Raw genomic sequence first — 21,595 nt, 5'->3', positions numbered from 1 at the left:
AAAATTAGGTATTGAAAGGGCATCAATCAAGTTAATTGGATGTTATTTTAAATAAACAAAGTAAGAATCGCTATTGCGATAACGGCTAATATAACGCCACGAGCCATAAGTTCTTTGTTTAGTTTTAGTAAAAGAGCAAAGACGACCAAGTCAAGAATACAACCGAGAGTAATTAATTTTCCCAGCGAACCTTGTAATTTCATGATGCGAATTCCATTTATAAAATGATAATCGGTAAAAAAAGTGATAAAAATAAAGCAACCTACCAAGGAGGCTAAAAAACCAATTATTAATCCAATAACTAAATCAATTTTATTCATTCCATTTCCAGGTATTAAGTTGTTGAGTTGCATGATGCGCAGTCAGGTCAAACTGAACGGGAACCACAGAAATGTAGCCGTTTTCTAATGCCCATTCGTCAGTGTCTTCTCCTTTGTCCTGATTTACAAATTCTCCGGCAAGCCAGTAATAATCCCTTCCTTGAGGAGTTTGTCGCTTATAAAATTTTTCCATCCAAAGCGCTTTAGCCTGACGACAGACTTTGATCCCTTTGATATTTTCCTTCTTTAACTTGGGGAAATTTACATTTAAAACGATGTCCTGCGGAAGTTTGTTTTCTAATACTTCCATGGTGATTTTTTTAATAAATGGTTTCATGGTTTCAAAATCCGCATTCCAATCGTAATCCAAAAGTGAAAAACCGATGGCGGGAATTCCCTCGATACCAGCTTCTAAGGCGGCACTCATTGTTCCTGAATAAATAACGTTGATCGAAGAATTGGAGCCATGATTCACTCCTGATACACAAAGGTCTGGTTTCTTTTTCAGAATTTCATTTACCGCCAGTTTTACACAATCTACCGGAGTTCCCGAGCAACTATATTCTAAAATAGCGTCGTTTTCTTTCGAAATTTTATTTAGATACAAGGTGTTGTTTGTGGTAATGGCGTGTCCCATGCCGCTTTGTGGCTTGTCAGGAGCTACAATTACAACCTCTCCAATTTCGGACATAACGGCAATTAACGCTCTAAGTCCGGGAGCCGAAACCCCATCGTCATTTGTTATTAAAATTAAAGGCTTTTCTTTATTCATTATATTTCGAGTTTATGATTTGGAAAATCCAATCAAATTGTACAGATTTGTATCTTTCAAACAAAGAAAAACAAAATTTATTAACTGGTGGTTTAATGCCAAAACAAAAAAAACAATTTTATATCTTTAACAAAAATTTATGTGGGCACAGTAAGTGTTGGCATGTTTTTTACTGTAAATTAGTTTAAAAATTTGGATGAATACTATTATTAGCTTTATGAAGAGAAATTATAAAATACTCCTTGCAATTGTTGCTCTTTCGGCAACTTTATTTGCGTTTAAAATAAAATCGGGAGCTGAGTCAGATCCAGGTAAAGACAAATTGCTTTTAGAATTATTGACTTTTGTTATCGAAAAAGGACATTATAGTCCGGCTCCTATAGATGATAAATTCTCAAAAGGGGTTTATAAGGATTATATTCAAGCTTTAGATCCTTCTAAGCGTTTTTTTATTCAGTCTGATATTGATGAATTTTCAAAATTTGAATATGAACTTGATGATGCTTTAATCAATAAAGATCTAACTTTCTTTAATTTGACCTACGACCGTTTGATGAAACGAATGGAAGAAAGTAAAAAAATATATAAGGAAGTAGTAAGCACTCCATTTGATTATTCAATTGATGAAACTTTTAATACGGATTATGATAAAGCGCCCTATGCAAAAAATGAAAAGGAGCTTAAGGACCGTTGGAGAAAACAGATTAAATTATCTGCACTTTCGTCTTTGACAGATCTTTTGAAGATGCAAGAAGATAAAGCTAAGGGCGTTGCTAGTACTCAAGAATCTTCTGAGATTTTAAAGGATGGTGAAAAGGTTAATGCAGATCCTCTTAACGTAAAAAATAAAAAAAATTCTGCTAAAGTTAAAGAGGACAACAAGCCAAAAACTTTTGCTGAGCTAGAAAAAGATACAAGAACAAATGCTTTAAAAGCATTAAATGAGTATTTTGATTTTATGAAAGATTTAGACAGGGATGACTGGTTCTCGGTTTACATTAATTCAATTACTGCTCGCTTTGATCCGCATACCAATTATTTTGCACCAGAAGAGAAAGAGCGTTTTGATGTAGATATAAGCGGTAAATTAGAAGGAATTGGTGCGCGTCTTCAAAAGAAAAATGATTTTACCGAAATTTCTGAATTGATATCAGGTGGTCCGGCTTGGAGAGGAAAAGAGCTTGAGGCAGGTGACGTAGTGACCAAAGTAGCGCAAGGAAACGGAGATCCTGTAGATATTGTTGGGATGCGTCTTGATGATGTTGTCAAAAAAATTAAAGGACCTAAAGGGTCAGAAGTTCGTCTTACCGTTAAAAAAGTGGATGGAACAATTAAGGTTATATCTATAATAAGAGATATTGTTGAAATTGAAGAAACCTATGTAAAGTCAAGTATTGTTAATAAAGATGGTTTAAAATACGGAGTTATTTATTTGCCAAAATTCTATATTGATTTTGCCAATAGGGGAGGTAGAGATGCTGGAAAAGACATTGCCATTGAAGTAGCACGATTGAAAAAGGAAAATATTAACGGAATTGTTCTTGATGTACGTGATGATGGCGGAGGATCTTTGTCTACAGTTGTTGATATAGCAGGTTTATTTATTGAGCAAGGCCCAATTGTACAAATCAAATCAGCGGGATTAAAGAAAGAAGTTTTGTATGATAGAGATAAAAAAATTGAATGGGATGGTCCGTTGGTAATTATGGTTAATAGTTTCTCGGCTTCAGCTTCAGAGATTTTAGCAGCCGCAATTCAGGATTACAAAAGAGGCATTATCGTCGGTAGCAAACAAACATACGGTAAAGGAACAGTTCAGAACGTTATTGATTTTAATCAATTTATTAGAAATAGTGGTGTAGGCGATTTGGGTGCTTTGAAAACAACAACCCAAAAGTTTTATAGAATCAATGGTGGATCAACTCAATTAGAAGGAGTGAGTAGTGATGTTGTTATGCCGGATAGATTTGCTTATTTAAAAATGGGTGAACGTGATGTAGAGAATGCAATGCCATGGGATAAAATTGATGCTGCAGATTATACTGTTTGGAATAAAACGGATAATTTTAACAATGCTGTTTTGAATAGTAAAAATAGAATTGCTAACAATGCTCAATTTCAGTTGATAGAAGACAATGCAAAATGGATTGATAGCAGGAGAGAGGACAATACTTATAGTTTAAATATTGATAAATTCAGAATTGCTCAAAACGAAATTGAAGAAAAGGCTAAAAAGTACAAGCCTATTTCTCAATATAAAAATTCTTTGAAGTTTAATTCTTTGCCTTATGAAGTTGAAGAAATGGCCAAAGATAGCGTCTTGAAAGAAAAAAGAGAAAGATGGCATCAAGGTCTATCTAAGGATATTTATATTGAAGAGGCATTGAATGTTTTGGATGATTTGCAAGCTAAGGCTGATTTGAAGAAAAGTTTACCTGCCAAATTAAAAAAAGAAAAGCTTGTAAAGTCTTAAGTTAGGTTGATAAAATTGATAAAAATACATAAAAGCGCTTCAGAAATTATTTAATTTTTGAAGCGTTTTTTCTTTGCTTTTTGGTTGGGATTTTATTTAATTTTACGAGCAAAATTTATATTCGTTTATGAAATATATTAAACTTTTTCCGATTGTTTTTGGTTTAATTGGCATTTTTATTCTTTATTCTGCTGGGGGAAATCTAGACAGTATTTCTTTATCAGAAGGGAAGATTGTTTTGCCTATCAATAGTAACCGAATAGATAGAATAAAGGAGAAAGGCAATAGTGTAAATGAGGTTGCTTTATCTTTTTTTTTGCCTACTTCTACAACAGGGCAAATTGTGAATCATGATTATTATACATTATCGTATAATGAAAAATCAGAACAAGCAGAGTGGGTGGCCTACGAATTAAAGAAGAATTATATTAAGAAGAATAATTTTAAAAGACCTTTTTTTATAGAAGATCCTAAGGTTATAACAAGATCAGCTGATTGGAGGAATTTTAAAAAATCAGGTTTTGATAAAGGACATTTATGCCCTGCTGGCGATATGCAATTTAATAAGAAAGCTTACGATGACACTTTCTATACATCAAACATTGCGCCCCAAGATCGTGCTTTTAATGGCGGTATTTGGAATCGATTAGAGCAAAAAGTTCGATATTGGGCAGAGAAATATGATGGTGTTTTTGTTGTTACTGGAGGTGTTTTAGCTCCATCATTGAAGACTATAGGTAAAGAGCGTGTTGCTGTACCTGAGTTTTTCTATAAGGTTGTATTAGACAATTCAAGAGGGAATTTCAAAATGATTGCTTTTTTGATTCCAAACAAAAAAAGTGAGAAACCTTTATATGATTTTGTGGTTTCTGTAGATAGAATTGAAGGTATGACAGGAATTGATTTTTTTCCTGCATTAGATGATAAAATAGGAAACGAGTTAGAAAAAAGTACCGATTACAGGTCTTGGCTTTCTAAATAATTACCATTCATTTACCTTATTTGCATCCATTTTTAGAAAAATAAATAATAAAATTGTGAACCCCCAAAGTCCTGATCCTCCATAAGAAAAGAAAGGCAAGGGAACTCCAATAGTTGGAAATACGCCAACAACCATTGCAATATTTACAAAGAAATGGGTAAATAAAATACCGGCGACACAATAGCCGTATACCCTACTAAATTTTGTCTTTTGTCTTTCAGCCAGATAAATTACACGAAGTAATAAGGTTACAAATAATCCGATTACCACTATAGAACCGGCAAAACCCCATTCTTCTCCAACGGTGGTGAAAATATAATCGGTATGTTGTTCTGGTACAAAGCCTCCTTTGGTTTGAGTTCCTTCAAGAAAACCTTTTCCAATCCAGCCACCTGAGCCAATTGCTATTTCAGATTGGTTTGTGTTGTATCCGATACCTTTTAAATCTACGGTTTTACCGAGCAAGATATTAAAACGATCCCGGTGATGCTGCTTGAAAACATTATCAAAAACATAATCTACAGATAGTACAAAACCCGAAATTATAACAAAAAGAATCCCGCTTACTATAATATTTCTGTCGGCTAATCTGGATTTATAATAGACAAGGATTATAACCAATAAAGCGATTAGTATAACGTATTGCGGTTCTATTATTAGGGTTAACATAAATAATAATATTGCAGAAAATCCAGTCCAAACATACCAAGCAGGAAGTCCTTCGCGATACAATATAATTATGAAAATGCTGTAAATAAGGGCGCTTCCCGGATCCGGTTGAGGCAGAATAAGCATAACTGGTAAAAATACAATGGCAAGGGCTTGAATTTGCCTATTGACATCTTTTAAGCTAATTTGAGAATCACTCAGGTATTTAGCTAAAGCTAATGAGGTCGCTGCTTTTGCAAACTCTGATGGTTGAAGGGTGAAGCTGCCAATAGCATACCAACATCTTTGCCCTGCGATGGTTTTACCAAATAGAAATAATCCTACCAAGGACAATAAAGAAATACCGAAAATGATACTGGCGTATTTTTCATAAAACTTCCCGTCAATTGCAAGTACGATGAAAATTAGAGGAATTGTCAGGAAAATAAATATAAGCTGTTTTTGATAAGTGTCTTCAATAGAAGATAAGGAGGAGGAGTATATGTTCAACCAACCCATAAGCACTAATAAGCTATAGATGATGACACAAGTCCAGTCCAGATTTTTCTTTATACTTTGGTTTTTCATTTGAAATGAATCGCTTATTAATTTTGTTTAGTAGTATCCTTTTTTATTGCCGGAATTACTTTTTTACTTTTTAAAATAGAATCCTGTTTTTTCAATTGCAATTTGACAACTTCCGAAAGACCTCCTAGTTTTGCATATCGATCTTGTAAACTTCTTTCAAGAATTCTTTTTTCTAAATCTGTTCTTGTAATTGTTTTACGCAAGTATTTTTCAATCATTAAACTGGCTATAGGTCCTGCAATGGTGGCGCCAAAGCCTCCATTCTCTACCATAACAGCTATTGCAATTTTTGGATTGTCTTTTGGTGCAAAAGCTACAAATATAGAGTGGTCCTCCATTTGAATTCTTTTACCACCAATTTTAGCAAAGTTTTCAGCAGTTCCTGTTTTACCACAGATGTCGATTCCTTCTACGCGAAGCGAACTTGCAGTACCTAAATTGTATACATCAAACAAACCACTTATCATAGGGGGGAAATACTTTTTGTCTATTGTGGTTTCATGTTTTACCTTGAATTTTGGGTCAATGTTCTCTCCTTTTATTTTTTTGATGATATGAGGAGTGTAATAATATCCTTGATTGGCAACAGTTGCCATCATATTAGCCAATTGAATAGGAGTCATTAAAACTTCTCCCTGACCAATGGAATTCGATACTATGGTAGTACTTCTCCATCCTCCATTCGGGTAGATTTTTTTGTATGTTTTAGAATCAGGGACATTTCCTCTCTTTCCTGTCGGTAAATCATAGCCCATGAATTGACCGAGTCCAAAGCTTTTTACATGATTACTCCAAACATCAACAGCATAAGACGGTTTTGCATATTTGTTTATGGTTTTCATGTAAACTTGTGCGAAGTAAGTGTTACAGGAGTGGTATATTCCATTGTGCAATTGATTAGGGCCGGAATCATGGCATTTCATGAATCGGCCTCTGGCGTAGCTAAAACCATGATTACACATAAATGTGGTTTGTTCATCAACTACTTGTTCTTGTAATCCGATTAAACCCGTTAGGATTTTAAATGGTGATCCCGGCGGATATTCCGCTAAGAGCGCTCTATCATATAATGGGTTTGCAATGGAATCACGGTAGAGCATGGTGTAGTTTTTAGATCTTTGTCTTCCAACTAATATGCCGGGATCGTAAGAAGGAGCTGTAACAAGTGCTAGAATTTCTCCAGTTTTAGGCTCTATGGCAACAATTCCACCTCTTTTATTGATCATCAATTGCTCGCCATATTTTTGAAGCTCCGCATCCAATGTAAGATTTATATCCTCTCCTTGTACGGCAATTGTATCAAATTTTCCGTTTTTATACGAGCCAATTTCTCGGTTGTATTTGTCTTTTTGGAAATATTTAACTCCTTTTATTCCGCGTAAAATATCTTCGTAGTACTCTTCAACACCTTGTTTTCCGATTAAATCACCGCTTTTGTAATACGGGTTTTTGGCAATTAATTTTTCGTTAACCTGAGTTATAAACCCAAATATATTGGCCCCAAAATCCACTTCATAGTCTCGAAGTGAACGTTTTTGGAAATAAAATCCTTCAAATTTTCTGATTTTTTCTTGAAAAGCTGCAAATTCACTCTTGTTTAATTGGGACAAAAAAACAGAAGGCAAGCGTGGGCTGTATACCTTAGCTTTGGCTATTTTTTCTATAAAATCCTCTTTTGTGATGTTTAGTAAGTGGCAGAATTCAAGAGTATCAATGTTTTTTAATTCTCTTGGAATTACCATGATATCGTACGATGCCTGATTTGCCACTAATAATTTTCCATTTCGATCATAGATATAACCCCTTTCAGGATAATCATATTTGATTTTGATGGCATTATTTTCCGATTTCAATTTGAAAGTGTCGTTTACAACTTGCAAATAAAATATTCGTATTACTAGCAATGATGCTGCAACAATGATTAAAGAAGGCAGCAAGAGTTTTCTCATTTTTTGTTGGGCTTAATAAGGTATATTATAACAATACAACTGATAATGGTGAATACGGTACTTAATAAAGATCGTATTAATATGTCTAAAAAGAAGCTTATTTGAAATGCTTCTAATAAGAATAATGTGAAATGATGAATTATTACCGATAGCGAAATAAAAGAAAATCGTTCGGGGGTTAAAACATCGTTTAGTTTTATAGTCTGGTATTCATAACTCACTCCAAATGCAAATTTAAAAATATAAGGTCTTAAAAATGCTAAAGTTAAACAAGCTGTAGCATGAATTCCACCTGAATTAGAAAACACATCCATAATTATACCAAGAAGGAAACTGGCAAGCAAAAGACCTGATTTGTTACCATTTACCGGATATAAAATGATGAATAAGATATAGGGTAATGGAATTATAAATCCCAAAAAAGTCATGTTATTGAAGATAAGAATCTGGATGGCCAACAACAAAATGAACCTCAAAGTATTGGTTAATAAAGTGCTATTCATCTTTTTCTCTTTTTTCTAAGTTATTAAGCTCTTCTCTATCTTCGCTTTTTATGATATAAACATGACCTAAATTAGTCATGTCATTAAAGAGTTTTATATCTAAGGTGTAATAATTGGTTTTATTGTCAATGTATACTTTGCTAACAGTTCCTATGTTAATATTTTCAGGGAAAATAACGGATTGTCCACCAGTTACAATTGTATCTCCTTTTCTAACGGCTGCTAATCTAGGTACATCTATTAATTGAACAAAACCTGTATTTTTTCCATTCCAAACCAAAGAGCCAAAATGATTTGATTTTTTTATTTTGGCATTGATTTGAGATTTTATATTTAAGATACTTACAACCGTTGAATATTTAGGAGAAGTTTTGTCAACTATTCCAATGATTCCGAGGCTGTTTATCACTCCCATATCCGGTTTTATACCTTGTAAAGAACCTGAATTTAGCGTTATGAAATTTTCATGAACGTTGTAGGAGTTGTGAATCACTTTTGAAACAACAATGTCTTCTGGCGCAACACCTTTAATTTTTTCAAAGTTTTGTATAGCTAAAGTATCTTTGGCATTAAATAAAAGACTTTTCAGTCTTGCGTTTTCAAGAGCTAATGCATCGTTTTCTGTTCTTAAATTCAGATATTCACTTACATTGTTTATTTTTTCATAAACACCACCGCTCAAAAAATTAGCGGAGCTTATTATTTTGCTTCGGTGGTAGGAATGAGATTGTATTGTAAGCAAAAGCGAAATGCATAATAACAGCAAAAACAGTAGTCGATTACTGTTTTTGAATATAAAATTAAATATTTGCTGCATTCTCTTATTTGATTATTTTGTTTCAGGATGTACTTAAGTGTCTGATTCTTTTAAATTTTAGTTTTGTACTTGATGAATACATGATAAATTTAAGGAATCTTATTTTATTAAGATACTTTTAAATTTTGAAATATTTTTAAGAGCCATTCCGGTTCCTCTAACTACTGCTCTCAATGGATCTTCTGCAATGTAAACCGGTAAATCCGTTTTTTGCGAGATTCTTTTATCCAATCCTCTTAACATTGATCCTCCACCTGCAAGGTAAATACCGGTGTTGTAAATGTCAGCTGCTAATTCAGGAGGAGTTTGCGATAAAGTTTCCATAACAGCATCTTCGATTCTTTGGATAGATTTGTCTAATGCTTTTGCGATTTCTCTATAAGAAACGTCAACTTGTTTAGGTTTACCTGTAAGTAAATCTCTTCCTTGTACTGACATGTCTTCTGGAGGAGTTTCTAAATCTTCAATAGCTGCTCCAATCTGGATTTTTATTTTTTCAGCAGTACTTTCTCCAACAAAAAGGTTGTGTTGCGTACGCATATAATACACGATATCATTTGTGAATACATCACCAGCAATTTTTACTGATTTGTCGCATACAATTCCACCTAATGCTATAACAGCAATTTCAGTTGTACCACCACCTATGTCAACAATCATGTTTCCTTTTGGTTGCATGATATCGATGCCGATACCAATAGCTGCTGCCATTGGTTCGTGTATTAGATATACTTCTTTACCATTTACTCTTTCGCAAGATTCCTTAACAGCTCTCATCTCCACTTCAGTAATTCCAGAAGGTATACAAACAATCATTCTTAATGCTGGAGTGAACATTTTCTTTTTTAATGCCGGTATGCTTTTTATAAACATACTGATCATTTTTTCTGAAGCATCAAAATCAGCAATTACACCATCTTTCAAAGGTCTTATTGTTTTAATGTTTTCATGTGTTTTACCTTGCATAAGGTTGGCTTCTTTACCAACAGCGATAATTTTGCCTGAGATTCTGTCACGGGCAACAATCGATGGACTGTCAATAACTACTTTGTCATTATGTATGATTAAAGTATTAGCGGTACCAAGGTCTATCGCAATATCCTCGGTCATGAAATCAAAAAATCCCATAAATTATTTAGGGTTAAAAGTTATAATAAATAATAGCATGCAAAGTTAAACAAATTAATGTTTGAAATGACGTGTTCCAGTAAATACCATTGCAAGATTATTTTCGTTGCAATAGTTTATGCTTAATTCGTCTTTTATTGATCCTCCAGGCTGAATTACAGCGGTTATGCCAGCTTCTTTTGCAAGAGCAACACAATCCGGGAAAGGGAAAAAGGCATCACTTGCCATTGAGGCACCGTGTAAATCAAAACCAAATGTTTTTGCTTTTTCGATTGCTTGTAATAAAGCGTCAACTCTTGAAGTTTGTCCTGTTCCTGATGAAATAAGTGTTCCGTTTTTTGCAAAAACAATCGTATTCGATTTGGTGTTTTTACAAATTTTTGAAGCAAATATTAAATCTTTAATTTCCTGTTCTGTAGGAGTTGTAATAGTAACGGTCTTTAGATCGTCTTTATTGTCGGTGATGTTGTTTCTTTCTTGAATTAAAAGTCCGTTTAGGCAAGTTCTAACTTGTTTGTTAGGTAATTCAACCTCATTTTGAACTAATATGATTCGGTTTTTCTTTTCTTGTAAAATTGTTACGGCTTCAGCGTCATATTCTGGAGCGATAACTACTTCGCAAAATAATTTGTTGATTTCTGTTGCTGTTGCAACGTCAATTTTTGTGTTAGAGATCAATACTCCACCAAATGCAGATGTTGGATCACAAGCCAAAGCAGCATTATATGCTTCGCTAATGGTAGTTCTTGTGGCTAAACCGCAGGCATTGTTGTGTTTTAAAATGGCAAATGTAGGTCCGTCAGTTTTGAATTCATAAATTAAATTTACGGCAGCATCTACATCCAATAAGTTGTTGTACGATAATTCTTTTCCGTGTAATTTATTGAACATCGCGTCAAAATCTCCAAAGAAAAATCCTTTTTGATGTGGGTTTTCTCCGTATCTCAATACTTGACCATTAGCAATGCTTTCTTTATAGATAGTTTCGTCGGCATTGAAATAATTAAAAATAGCCGTGTCATAGTGTGAAGAAACATGAAAAGCTTTTGTTGCCAATAGTTTTCTGTCGGCCAAAGTTGTTGCTCCGTTTTGAGTTGTAATCAAATCCAAAAGTGTACTATATTCATCAACAGAGGCAACAATTACAGTATCCTTGAAGTTTTTTGCGGCAGCGCGAATTAAAGAAATTCCACCGATATCTATTTTTTCAATAATATCAGCTTCGCTTGCTCCCGAAGCTACAGTTTTTTCAAACGGATATAAGTCAACAATCACTAAGTCAATTTGGGGAATGTTGTATTCCTCCATTTGCTGCACATCACTTTCGTTGTCTTGACGATTTAAAATTCCACCAAAAACTTTAGGGTGTAATGTTTTTACTCTTCCTCCAAGAATAGATGGGTAAGAAGTAACGTCTTCAACAGGAACTACGGGAATTCCTAAGTTTTTTATGAAATCTTCGGTTCCTCCTGTAGAATAAAGTGTAACATTTTGACTATTTAATAGTCTTACAATTGGTTCAAGACCTTCTTTCGAAAAAACTGAGATTAATGCAGATTGAATTGTTTTTGTTGTGCTCATGTGTAGTTATAGTTATAAAGTGCAAAAATAGTTTTTTAATGTGAAAATTAGACTATTTGAAAATGAGATAATTTCTAAATTACTCTTTTAATTTTGTTAAAAAAAGGTGAAATGTAAATATGGAACTACAATGAATATTTATTTTCTTAGGTTTTTGAATAATATTTATAGAATTTTACCTTAACACAAAAATGATATTATGTTAGTTTATCTTCGATTATTGAAAGAAAGTTTTGCTTTTGCTATGAATGCTTTGCGAAACAACAAGTTAAGGACTTTGCTTTCTTTGCTAGGTGTTACCATAGGGATTTTTTCGATAATTGCGGTGCTTGCTGCTGTAGATTCTTTAGATAGAAAAATCACAAAGGATTTAAGTAGTTTAGATAAAAATACCATTTATTTGATGCGTTTTTCTTTTGGTCCTAGTGATATTCCGCAATGGAAGCGGGAGCAGTTTCCTGATGTGAAATACGATGAATATACTTCTTTAAAAGGATCGTTAAATAATACGGAACAAATAGGATATCAGTTTTTTGTAAAACGGGAAAGTATTAAATATGAATCAAAGCTAGTTAGTGATGTAAATGTGGTTCCTGTTTCTTATGAATTTATCGATATTCAGGGACTTGAGTTCGAAAAAGGAAGATTTTACAATGAATCAGAGTCTAATTCCGGAACTGCGGTAATAGTATTGGGTTATGAAATTGCCAAGAATTTATTTGAAGAAAGTGACCCAATAGGGAAAAATATTCGTTTATACGGACAGCGGTTTACAGTTATTGGAATTTTAAAAAAGCAGGGCGCAGGAATGTTTGGTGATGATAACGATACTTCGGTTTTTATACCAGTTAATTTTCTAAGACGAATGTATGGCGATAATAATGACTCAATGACACCTGTGATTTTGATTAAACCCCAAAAAGGAATCGATATGGATGCTTATAAGGCAGAAGTTGCTCAAAAATTGAGAGCTATACGAGGGATGAAAGCAGATGAAGGGAATAATTTTTTTATTAATGTTTTGTCCGGATTTACAGATTTAATAGACGGAATTATCGGTCAAATGAATTTTGTGGGCTGGATAATTAGTGGATTTTCATTATTGGTAGGTGGATTTGGAATTGCTAATATCATGTTTGTTTCGGTAAAAGAGCGTACGAATTTGATAGGAATCCAGAAGTCATTAGGAGCCAAAAATAGATTTATTTTGTTTCAATTTTTGTTTGAAGCTGTGATTCTTTCTGTAATAGGAGGGATGATTGGATTGATTTTGGTCTGGATTATTTCTGTAGTACTAACAAAAGCTTTGGATTTCGAGTTTGTTCTTGGTATGGGGAATGTTGTTCTAGGAACAGGTTTAGCTGCTCTGATCGGTCTAATATCTGGAATTCTTCCGGCTATAACTGCTTCAAAACTGGATCCCGTAGAAGCAATCAGAACAGGGATGTAATCTTTTATCGGAATATAACTTAAATATTGTTTTCTTCGATTTATCATATTATTAACAAGCATAGTTTGTCTTTTTTGTACTTTTAACATTCAACTAAAATTTACATTATGACAGCAATTAAGGCTTATGCAGCTTATGATGCGGAAACTCCATTAAAACCGTATTCATTTGATAGAAAAGAACTTGGCTCAAAACAAGTTCAGATAGAGATACTTTACAGTGGTGTTTGTCATTCAGATATTCATACAGCAAAAGGAGATTGGGGACCAGCTATATATCCATTGGTGCCCGGACATGAAATTGTGGGTAGAATTACCGCCTTGGGTAGCGAAGTTACTAAATTTAAGATCGGTGAATTAGCAGGCGTGGGTTGTTTTGTGGATTCTTGTAGAACTTGTCCTAGTTGTAAATCAGGCGAGGAACAGTTTTGTGATGAAGGGATGACTGGTACTTATAATAGCTATGAAAGAGGAACAAAAATACCTACTTATGGAGGCTATTCGACCAGTATTACAGTTGATCAAGACTATACTTTGCGTATTTCGGACAAATTAGAGCTTTCGGGTGTTGCTCCTTTATTATGTGCAGGAATTACAACTTATTCTCCATTACGCTATTTAAAGGTTGGTAAAGGACATAAAGTTGGTGTTTTAGGTTTGGGTGGATTGGGTCATATGGCTGTGAAATTTGCAGTATCTTTTGGTGCCGAAGTTACCATGTTAAGTCATTCTCCTTCCAAAGAAGCAGATGCTAAAAAATTAGGAGCTCATCATTTTGCCTTAACATCCGATTCTGAAACAATGGATTCTTTGACAAATAAGTTTGATTTTATTTTAAATACCGTATCTGCAAAGCATGATCATAATGCCTATTTGAATTTATTGAGAACTAACGGAACAATGATTGTAGTTGGTGCTCCGCCAGCTCCTGCTGAAATTCCTGTTTTTACTTTGATTATGAAAAGAAGAAGTATTATGGGGAGCTTGATAGGAGGAATTGCCGAGACTCAGGAAATGTTAGACTATTGTGCGGAACATAACATCACTTCTGATGTTGAAGTGATTGATATGTCTTATATTAACGAAGCCTATGATCGTATGAATGAAAGTGATGTTAAGTATCGTTTTGTAATTGATATGGCTAGTTTAAAATAGCCTTAGATTTACTTTTTAAGCAAAAAAAATCCCGAATTAATTCGGGATTTTTTTTATCTTACTTCTTGATTTCGAATTAAATCGATATAAAGGTTGATTTTGTCTTTCAATTCTTTTCTTGGCGTAATAAAGTCTAAGAAACCATGCTCCAAAAGAAATTCGGAAGTTTGAAAACCTTCTGGTAAATCTTTACCAGTAGTGTCTTTTACAACTCTAGGTCCTGCGAATCCGATTAATGCACCAGGTTCAGCAATGTTTATATCTCCTAACATAGCGTAAGAAGCAGTCGTTCCTCCAGTAGTTGGATCTGTACATAATGAAATGTAAGGAATTTTAGCTTCGGCAAGTTGGGCAAGTTTTACGGATGTTTTAGCTAATTGCATTAATGAATAAGCCGCTTCCATCATTCTTGCTCCACCAGATTTTGAAATCATCAAAAAAGGAATGTTGTTCTTGATAGAATAATCAATACCTCTTGCTATTTTTTCACCTACAACAGCTCCCATTGAGCCACCAATAAAGGCAAAATCCATACAGCAAATTACTAAATCTTTGCCTTTTGATTTTCCAACTGCAGTACGCACTGCGTCCTTAAGTTTGGTTTTTTCCATTACATCTTTTAGACGATCTGCATATTTCTTTGTGTCAACAAAGTGTAATGGGTCTTTGGAAGTTAAGTTTTTATCTAATTCGACAAAATCATTATTGTCAAATAAAATTTCAAAATAGGTAGCACTACCAATTCTAACGTGAAAACCATCTTCCGGACTTACAAATAAATTGCGTTCCAGCTCTTCAGCGTCAATAATTTTTCCGGTAGGTGACTTGTACCAAAGTCCTTTTGGGACATCCATTTTGTCTTCGGTAGCAGTTGTAATTCCTTTTTCTTTTCTTTTAAACCAAGCCATATTTAATTAATTTAAGATTTACGATATACGATATACGATTTAAATCGTATATCGTAATTCTTACTATCGTAATTTTATAGTGTATTCACATTATTTAAGTCAGCAAATGCTTGCTCTAACCTTGTGTTGAAAGTTACTTCGCTTTCGCGTAACCATTTTCTTGGGTCGTAATATTTTTTATTAGGAATATCAGCACCTTCAGGATTACCAATTTGAGTTTTCAAATAGTCAATATTTTTTACCATATAGTCACGAGAACCTTCGGTAAATGCAAATTGTAAGTCAGTATCAATGTTCATTTTGATAACTCCGTATCCAATAGCTTCTCTGATTTCTTCTAGTGTAGAACCAGATCCACCGTGGAAAACGAAATCTACTGGGTTGCTTCCTGTGTTGAATTTGTTCTGAACGAAATCTTGAGAATTTTTCAAAATTTTCGGAGTTAGTTTCACATTTCCTGGTTTGTAAACTCCATGAACGTTTCCAAAAGCAGCTGCAATTGTAAATTTCGGGCTTACTTTAGATAATTCTTCGTAAGCATAAGCTACTTCTTCTGGTTGTGTGTATAATTTTGAACTGTCTACGTCAGAATTGTCAACACCATCTTCTTCTCCACCTGTAATTCCAAGCTCAATTTCCAATGTCATTCCCATTTTGCTCATTCTCTCTAGGTAGCCTTTGCAAATTTCGATATTCTCTTCGATTGGTTCTTCAGATAAATCAATCATGTGAGAACTGAATAATGGTTTTCCGGTTGCTGCAAAATGCTCTTCGGAAGCGTCTAACAATCCGTCAATCCAAGGTAATAATTTTTTAGCACAATGATCCGTGTGCAAAATTACTGTAGCTCCATAAGCTTCAGCAAGAGTATGGATGTGTTTTGCACCTGCAATTCCACCTAAGATCGCTGCTTTTTCATTTGCATTCGAAAGTCCTTTTCCAGCATTAAATTGTGCGCCTCCGTTAGAAAATTGAATAATAACGGGAGCATTTAGTTTTGCCGCAGTCTCAATAACAGCATTTACTGTGTTTGAACCAGTAACATTTACTGCAGGAAGAGCAAAACCTTTTTCTTTTGCATAATTGAAAATTTCTTGAACCTGATCTCCTGTAGCTACGCCCGGTTTGATGTTATGTGCCATTGTATTTTTTTTTAGTTGGTTTCTCTAGTTTTTAGTTTAAGTCTGCAAAAATAAGAATTAATTAGCATTAGAAAGGGTAATTAATTCCAAAATTTAAAACAGAGTGTCCAAAATTATATTCATAAAACCATTTTTTGCCTTCTTCATTGGACGGATTATAGGTTTTAAATCCTAAATCGAATCGGACAACAAAAAAGCTTAAATCGTATCGGAGTCCAATTCCAGTGCCTAGTGCTAAGTCTTTTAGACTTTTAAATCCTTCGAAAGTTGAAGCTTCGTCCTCTACATTGTCAAAAACATCCCAAATGTTTCCGGCATCTGCAAAAACAGCTCCTTTTAATTCCCCAAAAACTTTAAATCTAAATTCTCCGCTGAGTGCAATTTTCATATTGGCTTCATTGAAATCATTCATTGCTTTACTTCTTCCGGGGCCTAAGCTATAAGGCTGCCAAGCTCTGTTGTCATTTGATCCTCCAGAGAAATAACTCCTTGAAAAAGGTACGTTGTTTGAATTTCCAAAAGGAATGGCAATTCCAAAAAAGCTCCTTACCGCAATTACTTTCTCTTTAGTTAAATCCCAGTGTTTTATGTAGTCGAATTCCGTTTTTAAATATTCGGTGTATTCTAAATTAAAGAGTTCGTAATTTCCATTTGCATTTTTAGTTTTACTAGTGGTATTTGAAATTAGAGATAAAAGGGTTCCTGCGGACTCAATTTTGGTTTTAAAAAGATAAAAATCGTTATCGGCTAAGTCTTTTTTGGTTGATTTTGTAAAAGTAAAGTTAGTAGCTAGGATAAAATCGTTTTCAATCAGCCTGATTCTTCGTTCTTCTATGTTTTTTACTGTAGTATAATCACTATCAGCGGGTGTTAAAGCTGTTGTTCCTGATAATACATCGTTTGTGAATCCCATTGTACCATTTTCAATGCTTAAATTCTTGTCGGTATCATTGGTGAAATAAAGCGGATTTGTATTGTATGTTTTTCCAATATTGTTTAGCGCAGTATATGAAGAGCCATAAACATTGAAATAATTTTTCGGATTTAGATTTCGAACAAATTGTATGTTGAATAGGTCAAAACGGGCAGAATTATTCTTTTTTGGAGTCCAATTATAAGAAAGCAGTCCGGTGAAATTTTCTTTGTCTAATCCAATGTTTGTTTGTCTCGCAAATCCCACTGCCATAAGGGTAGAGGGGATCATGTTTTTAGGTATTATTTTTTCGGTTGAGAAAGGCATAAGAATTCTCGGAAAATTTAATTTTAAATCAATACCATATTCCGATACATTTAATAGCTGATTTTTAGGATTTGCTAAATCTTTAGATGAACCTACATTTCCTCTGGCTGAAATTTCTAAAGTTTCGGCTCCGTTAAATACGTTTCTTATCGAAATAGAAGGGCTAAATGAAATTCCGAAATCCTGAATGTTAGAGTGGGTGAGATCTACAGAGGCACCAAAACTATATTTCTTTCTTGGAGTCAAATATATCTTTGCAATCAATGAACTGCTTGTACTGTCTCTTTTGTCTACTTCATATTGTATGCTGGGATAACTGAAAATTTTAAGATTATTTAAATAACGTGTAGTGAGCACTGTTTTGTTATCGGCAAAAAGACTTCCTTTAGTTATAAAAATGGCATCCGCTATAGCGTAGGGCTTGTATTTTAATTTTGCATGACTGTACAAATTAAAATTTTTGTACGTGGTGCTATCAGTAATTGTTGAATTGCTGTTATTTGTTGAGTAATCAGTATAAATATTTACATCACTTATTTTATACATTTTAAAAGGCTCTGTTTTGGTAGAATCTTTTTCTATGTAGGAATAATCGTTGATGATTAAATTTACATTAGCCGTATTTTTCTTATTGATAGTGTCTACGTCAAAAGTTACATAGGTTGGCTGGAAATAATAGACACCATTATTTCTAAAATGTGTTGTGATACGATTTTTTTCATTTTCAAAATCGATTGTTTGGTATTGTTTACCAGATTTGATAAAAGTATTCGATTTGTTAGACTCAAATAAAGAATCTAACGCTGGGGTTGAAATTTTTCTTTTCAAAGAGTCTAAAACATATCCTTTTCCGGTAGTTACGAGATATTTTATTTTTCCTCTTTTGAGGCTAATACTGTCTTCTTTGTAATCAGTTTTTACATTAAAAAAACCATTGTTGAAATAGTAATATTTAAGTCTCAAAAGCGATTTACTAGTCTTCGAAGAGTCAATTATTACTGGTGGTTCGCCAGTTTTCTTTAAGAATTCATGTATTCCTTTATTCCAAAAAGATTTTCCAAGGCGGTCTACTTGTTTTGCAGAGAGCCATTTTGATTTTCGTTCGTATTTTCCCGGATTATTGGTGAATTTAGCTTGGTATGTTGAGTCAGGATTTAGATTTGCCAAATTATATAAATGCAAACGCAAACGATATCCTAACAAAGTACTGTTCGGTTTTTGATACAACTGATCAAAGACATTTTCGTCCTTGATGTTTTTCCCGTTTACTGTAATTTGATTTTTTATAAGGAGTTGTTTGCCCTCTGGAACTCTTTTTTCAGCGTTACAGGCAGATAAAATTATCCCTATTAGAATAAATAATGATATTTTTGTTGAAATTTTCTTCAAGTGTTCTAAAATATTTAATTCAAAAGTACATATTTTTATGGTTAGTAAAAACCAAATAAAGCTTATAACTAGTTTACAACAAAAAAAGTATAGAGTTGCTAATCAATTGTTTTTTGCCGAAGGTGTAAAAGTAATTCAAGAATTAGTGCAATCAAATTTTGAACTCGAACATTTGTATACTGTTCAAGATGATTTTAAGGATGTTTTAGCTTTAAAAAGAACATTAATTAGCGAAGCCGATTTAAAGAAAATCAGTGCTTTGGCTACTCCAAATACTTGTTTGGCAGTTTTTAAAATTCCCTTAGAGAAAAAAATTATTGAGTCGGGATTGATCGTTGCTTTAGATTCAATTCGCGATCCCGGAAATTTAGGGACAATTTTAAGATTATGTGACTGGTTTGGAATAAAACAGTTGTTGTGTTCAAAAGAAACAGTAGATATCTACAACCCAAAAGTAGTGCAAGCCACAATGGGATCTATTGCCAGAGTCAATGTCAATTATATTGATTTAAAAGCTTTTGTGTCTCAAAGTAAGTTAGCTGTTTTTGGTACTTTTATGGATGGTGAAAACATTTATAAAACTACTTTGCCACAGGAAGGAATTGTTATCATGGGAAATGAGGCTAATGGAATTTCGGAAGCACTCGAAAAAAACATCAAAAATAGACTGTCAATTCCTCGTTTTGGAGATATTCAAAAAACAGAAAGCTTAAATGTGGCCACTGCAGCAGCCATAATATTAAGTGAGTTCAGAAGATAATTTAGGATATAGCCTAATGAATTATTGATGAATAAAAAATCCAGTTTTGTTTTTATTAATTTTTACCTAGTGGAAAGTAAAATTAATAAAAACAGCTCTGTTTTTCATAGATTCAATATTACTCGTCCATGGGCTATTAGGATCATTGTCTCGTATCAATTCATCTGAAAGCCCAAAAACACCTCTTATCGAAGGAGAAAATATGAAGTATTCAGAGAAAATATCGATTCCAAAACCTAGTTCATAGTTTTTAGTCCAAGGTTTTACTCTGAATTTTTGCTGGGAATTATCGTCTATAGATTTTGAGTTACTGGATAAGTTTAGCGTCGTTGATACGCCACCCAATAAATAAGGTCTAACATTTCCTGTTCTGAGTGATGAAAATTTTACTAGCAGCGGAAAATGAATATAGGTGCTGTTTACTTCTCTTAAGGCGTCTATTTCTCTTGCGAAGCCGGGAAAGTGTAAGTCTCTTTTGGTATAATACAATCCAGGTTCAAAACGCAAATTGATGTATTCCTGTAGTTTTAAGTCGCTTACTAATCCTACGTTGAATCCCGTAGTTTTTTTTACCAGTATATCTGGGCCATCTGTTTTATAATCTATTTTAAAGTCAAAAGAGTTGAAGCCCAAGTAGAAACCAAAATAGAGTTGCTGTTTTTGAAAGTTTTCCAAATTGATGATAGGGTCTTTTCCAAATATTCTTTTTTGACCTTGCGAGTATCCCTTAAGCGATAAAACGAGTAGAACTATGACGGCAATTTTTTTCATATTTTTTTCGATGCAGAATAAATAGTGGCTACGCCAAATGTTTGTGGTAAGGCTACAACATCTATAAACCCAATTTTTCTTAAAATATTGTTTAAAGCTTCACCATAAGGAAAGGCTGCTGCTGATTCAGATAAATAACCATAAGCTACATTGTCTTTTGAGAACAATTTTCCAATAATTGGGAGTATGTTTTTGCTGTAAAAATTATAGCCTTGTTTGTATGGAGCTTTATCTGGTACCGAAGTTTCTAAAATTACAAATGTTCCATTTGGCTTCAACACTCTTAATATTTCGGCTAGTCCTTTTTCAAGATTTTCAAAATTTCTCACACCAAAAGCAACTGTTATTGCATCAAAATAATTGTCGTCAAAAGGGATGTTTTCAGAGTCGCCCAAAACCATTTCTATGGTATTGGATAAATTCTTCTCGGCAATCTTTTTTACGCCTACTTCGAGCATTCCGGCCGATATGTCTAGTCCAATAATTTTTTTCGCATTTGTTTTAGCCATTAAAATAGCTAAATCGCCTGTTCCGGTTGCAATATCAAGAATGGTTTCTGGATTTGATTTGGCTACAATTCCCAAAACTTTCTTACGCCACTTTACATCTATTCCAAAAGAGATGACACGATTTAGATTGTCATAATTTCCAGATATGGTATCAAACATTTTTGCGACCTGCTCTTTTTTGCCTAAAGTAGAATCTTTATAAGGAGTTATGTTTTTTGACATTTTTTAAAAATTTTCACAAATATACTATAATCTATTTTGAACTGTAATCTAGTTTTTTAAATAGTGTAGAATAATGATTCAAAAAATGAGTAATCTTTCGTTTTGATAAAAACAGAATAATAAAATAAGAATATACTTGTTTAAAAATCACTAAAAGTGGGTATTGCAATCAAATGTATTAATGTCGAATTTTACAAAATATAAAGCAAAAATATTTTTTCAATGATTAAAAGGGAATTTATGGTCCAAATCAAGTGGTTGCTTTTTGCGCTAATTTTGTCACTTGTTC

General features: G+C 33.5%; 18 protein-coding genes. 5 read left to right on the top strand and 13 right to left on the bottom strand.

The genetic code is table 11. The features are described from left to right. Positions 1-47: 47 nt before the first annotated feature. Both ACMDB5_RS02670 and surE read right to left on the bottom strand, forming a co-directional pair. Positions 48-320 carry a hypothetical protein gene (locus ACMDB5_RS02670; protein ID WP_413999477.1) on the bottom strand — a complete coding sequence of 91 codons (273 nt, stop codon included), beginning with the start codon at positions 318-320 and terminating at the stop codon, positions 48-50. Continuing rightward, complete coding sequence (gene surE, locus ACMDB5_RS02665) at positions 313-1,092, bottom strand: 5'/3'-nucleotidase SurE (RefSeq protein ID WP_413999476.1); 780 nt, start codon at positions 1,090-1,092, stop codon at positions 313-315. The genes ACMDB5_RS02670 and surE overlap by 8 nt, the downstream gene beginning before the upstream one ends. Before the next feature lie 196 nt (positions 1,093-1,288). Here surE and ACMDB5_RS02660 point away from each other — a divergent pair, with 196 nt between their 5' ends. After that, on the top strand, positions 1,289-3,565 hold the full coding sequence (locus ACMDB5_RS02660) for a carboxy terminal-processing peptidase (RefSeq protein WP_413999475.1): 2,277 nt from the start codon (positions 1,289-1,291) through the stop codon (positions 3,563-3,565). Between the two features lie 127 nt (positions 3,566-3,692). Beyond that, entirely contained in the window at positions 3,693-4,547 is an 855-nt protein-coding gene (locus tag ACMDB5_RS02655) for a DNA/RNA non-specific endonuclease (RefSeq protein ID WP_413999474.1), read from the top strand. Here ACMDB5_RS02655 and rodA read toward each other — a convergent pair whose 3' ends face one another. The 6 genes from rodA to purH form a co-directional block, all read right to left on the bottom strand. Then, positions 4,548-5,783, bottom strand: a complete 1,236-nt coding sequence (gene rodA / locus ACMDB5_RS02650; RefSeq protein ID WP_413999473.1) for a rod shape-determining protein RodA — start codon at positions 5,781-5,783, stop codon at positions 4,548-4,550. It abuts the gene before it with no gap. Between the two features lie 17 nt (positions 5,784-5,800). Next, positions 5,801-7,732: a penicillin-binding protein 2 gene (gene mrdA, locus ACMDB5_RS02645; RefSeq protein WP_413999472.1), complete on the bottom strand. Its 1,932-nt coding sequence runs from the start codon at positions 7,730-7,732 to the stop codon at positions 5,801-5,803. Then, complete coding sequence (locus ACMDB5_RS02640; RefSeq protein WP_413999471.1) at positions 7,729-8,235, bottom strand: rod shape-determining protein MreD; 507 nt, start codon at positions 8,233-8,235, stop codon at positions 7,729-7,731. Before ACMDB5_RS02640 ends, mrdA begins: the two co-directional genes overlap by 4 nt. After that, positions 8,228-9,052 (bottom strand): rod shape-determining protein MreC, encoded by an 825-nt coding sequence (gene mreC / locus ACMDB5_RS02635; RefSeq protein ID WP_413999470.1) that lies wholly within the window; start codon positions 9,050-9,052, stop codon positions 8,228-8,230. Before mreC ends, ACMDB5_RS02640 begins: the two co-directional genes overlap by 8 nt. Positions 9,053-9,151: 99 nt before the next feature. Then, a complete protein-coding gene (locus tag ACMDB5_RS02630; protein ID WP_413999469.1) occupies positions 9,152-10,180 on the bottom strand; it encodes a rod shape-determining protein in 1,029 nt (342 codons plus the stop codon). A 54-nt stretch (positions 10,181-10,234) separates the two neighbouring features. Next, entirely contained in the window at positions 10,235-11,761 is a 1,527-nt protein-coding gene (purH, locus tag ACMDB5_RS02625) for a bifunctional phosphoribosylaminoimidazolecarboxamide formyltransferase/IMP cyclohydrolase (protein WP_413999468.1), read from the bottom strand. 199 nt (positions 11,762-11,960) lie between these two features. Here purH and ACMDB5_RS02620 point away from each other — a divergent pair, with 199 nt between their 5' ends. Together ACMDB5_RS02620 and ACMDB5_RS02615 are read left to right on the top strand one after the other, a co-directional pair. Next, positions 11,961-13,211 (top strand): ABC transporter permease, encoded by a 1,251-nt coding sequence (locus ACMDB5_RS02620; RefSeq protein WP_413999467.1) that lies wholly within the window; start codon positions 11,961-11,963, stop codon positions 13,209-13,211. A gap of 107 nt (positions 13,212-13,318) precedes the next feature. Next, entirely contained in the window at positions 13,319-14,365 is a 1,047-nt protein-coding gene (locus tag ACMDB5_RS02615; protein WP_413999466.1) for an NAD(P)-dependent alcohol dehydrogenase, read from the top strand. 53 nt (positions 14,366-14,418) lie between these two features. Here ACMDB5_RS02615 and accD read toward each other — a convergent pair whose 3' ends face one another. The 3 genes from accD to ACMDB5_RS02600 form a co-directional block, all read right to left on the bottom strand. Beyond that, complete coding sequence (gene accD / locus ACMDB5_RS02610; RefSeq protein WP_413999465.1) at positions 14,419-15,273, bottom strand: acetyl-CoA carboxylase, carboxyltransferase subunit beta; 855 nt, start codon at positions 15,271-15,273, stop codon at positions 14,419-14,421. Positions 15,274-15,347: 74 nt separating this feature from the next. Then, complete coding sequence (gene fbaA / locus ACMDB5_RS02605; protein ID WP_413999464.1) at positions 15,348-16,415, bottom strand: class II fructose-bisphosphate aldolase; 1,068 nt, start codon at positions 16,413-16,415, stop codon at positions 15,348-15,350. Positions 16,416-16,482: 67 nt separating this feature from the next. Continuing rightward, positions 16,483-19,044, bottom strand: a complete 2,562-nt coding sequence (locus tag ACMDB5_RS02600; protein ID WP_413999463.1) for a BamA/TamA family outer membrane protein — start codon at positions 19,042-19,044, stop codon at positions 16,483-16,485. A gap of 37 nt (positions 19,045-19,081) precedes the next feature. Here ACMDB5_RS02600 and ACMDB5_RS02595 point away from each other — a divergent pair, with 37 nt between their 5' ends. Continuing rightward, on the top strand, positions 19,082-19,804 hold the full coding sequence (locus ACMDB5_RS02595; RefSeq protein WP_413999462.1) for a TrmH family RNA methyltransferase: 723 nt from the start codon (positions 19,082-19,084) through the stop codon (positions 19,802-19,804). A 66-nt stretch (positions 19,805-19,870) separates the two neighbouring features. Here ACMDB5_RS02595 and ACMDB5_RS02590 read toward each other — a convergent pair whose 3' ends face one another. After that, on the bottom strand, positions 19,871-20,575 hold the full coding sequence (locus tag ACMDB5_RS02590; RefSeq protein ID WP_413999461.1) for a porin family protein: 705 nt from the start codon (positions 20,573-20,575) through the stop codon (positions 19,871-19,873). Further along, positions 20,572-21,306: a bifunctional demethylmenaquinone methyltransferase/2-methoxy-6-polyprenyl-1,4-benzoquinol methylase UbiE gene (gene ubiE, locus ACMDB5_RS02585; protein ID WP_413999460.1), complete on the bottom strand. Its 735-nt coding sequence runs from the start codon at positions 21,304-21,306 to the stop codon at positions 20,572-20,574. The genes ACMDB5_RS02590 and ubiE overlap by 4 nt, the downstream gene beginning before the upstream one ends. Positions 21,307-21,595: the final 289 nt, after the last annotated feature.

Origin of the sequence: Flavobacterium sp. W1B (genome assembly GCF_047344965.1) — a bacterium.
Taxonomy (GTDB): Bacteria; Bacteroidota; Bacteroidia; order Flavobacteriales; family Flavobacteriaceae; genus Flavobacterium.
Note: the sequence above shows the minus strand (reverse complement) of the source record. Positions and strands in the feature narration are given on the sequence as shown.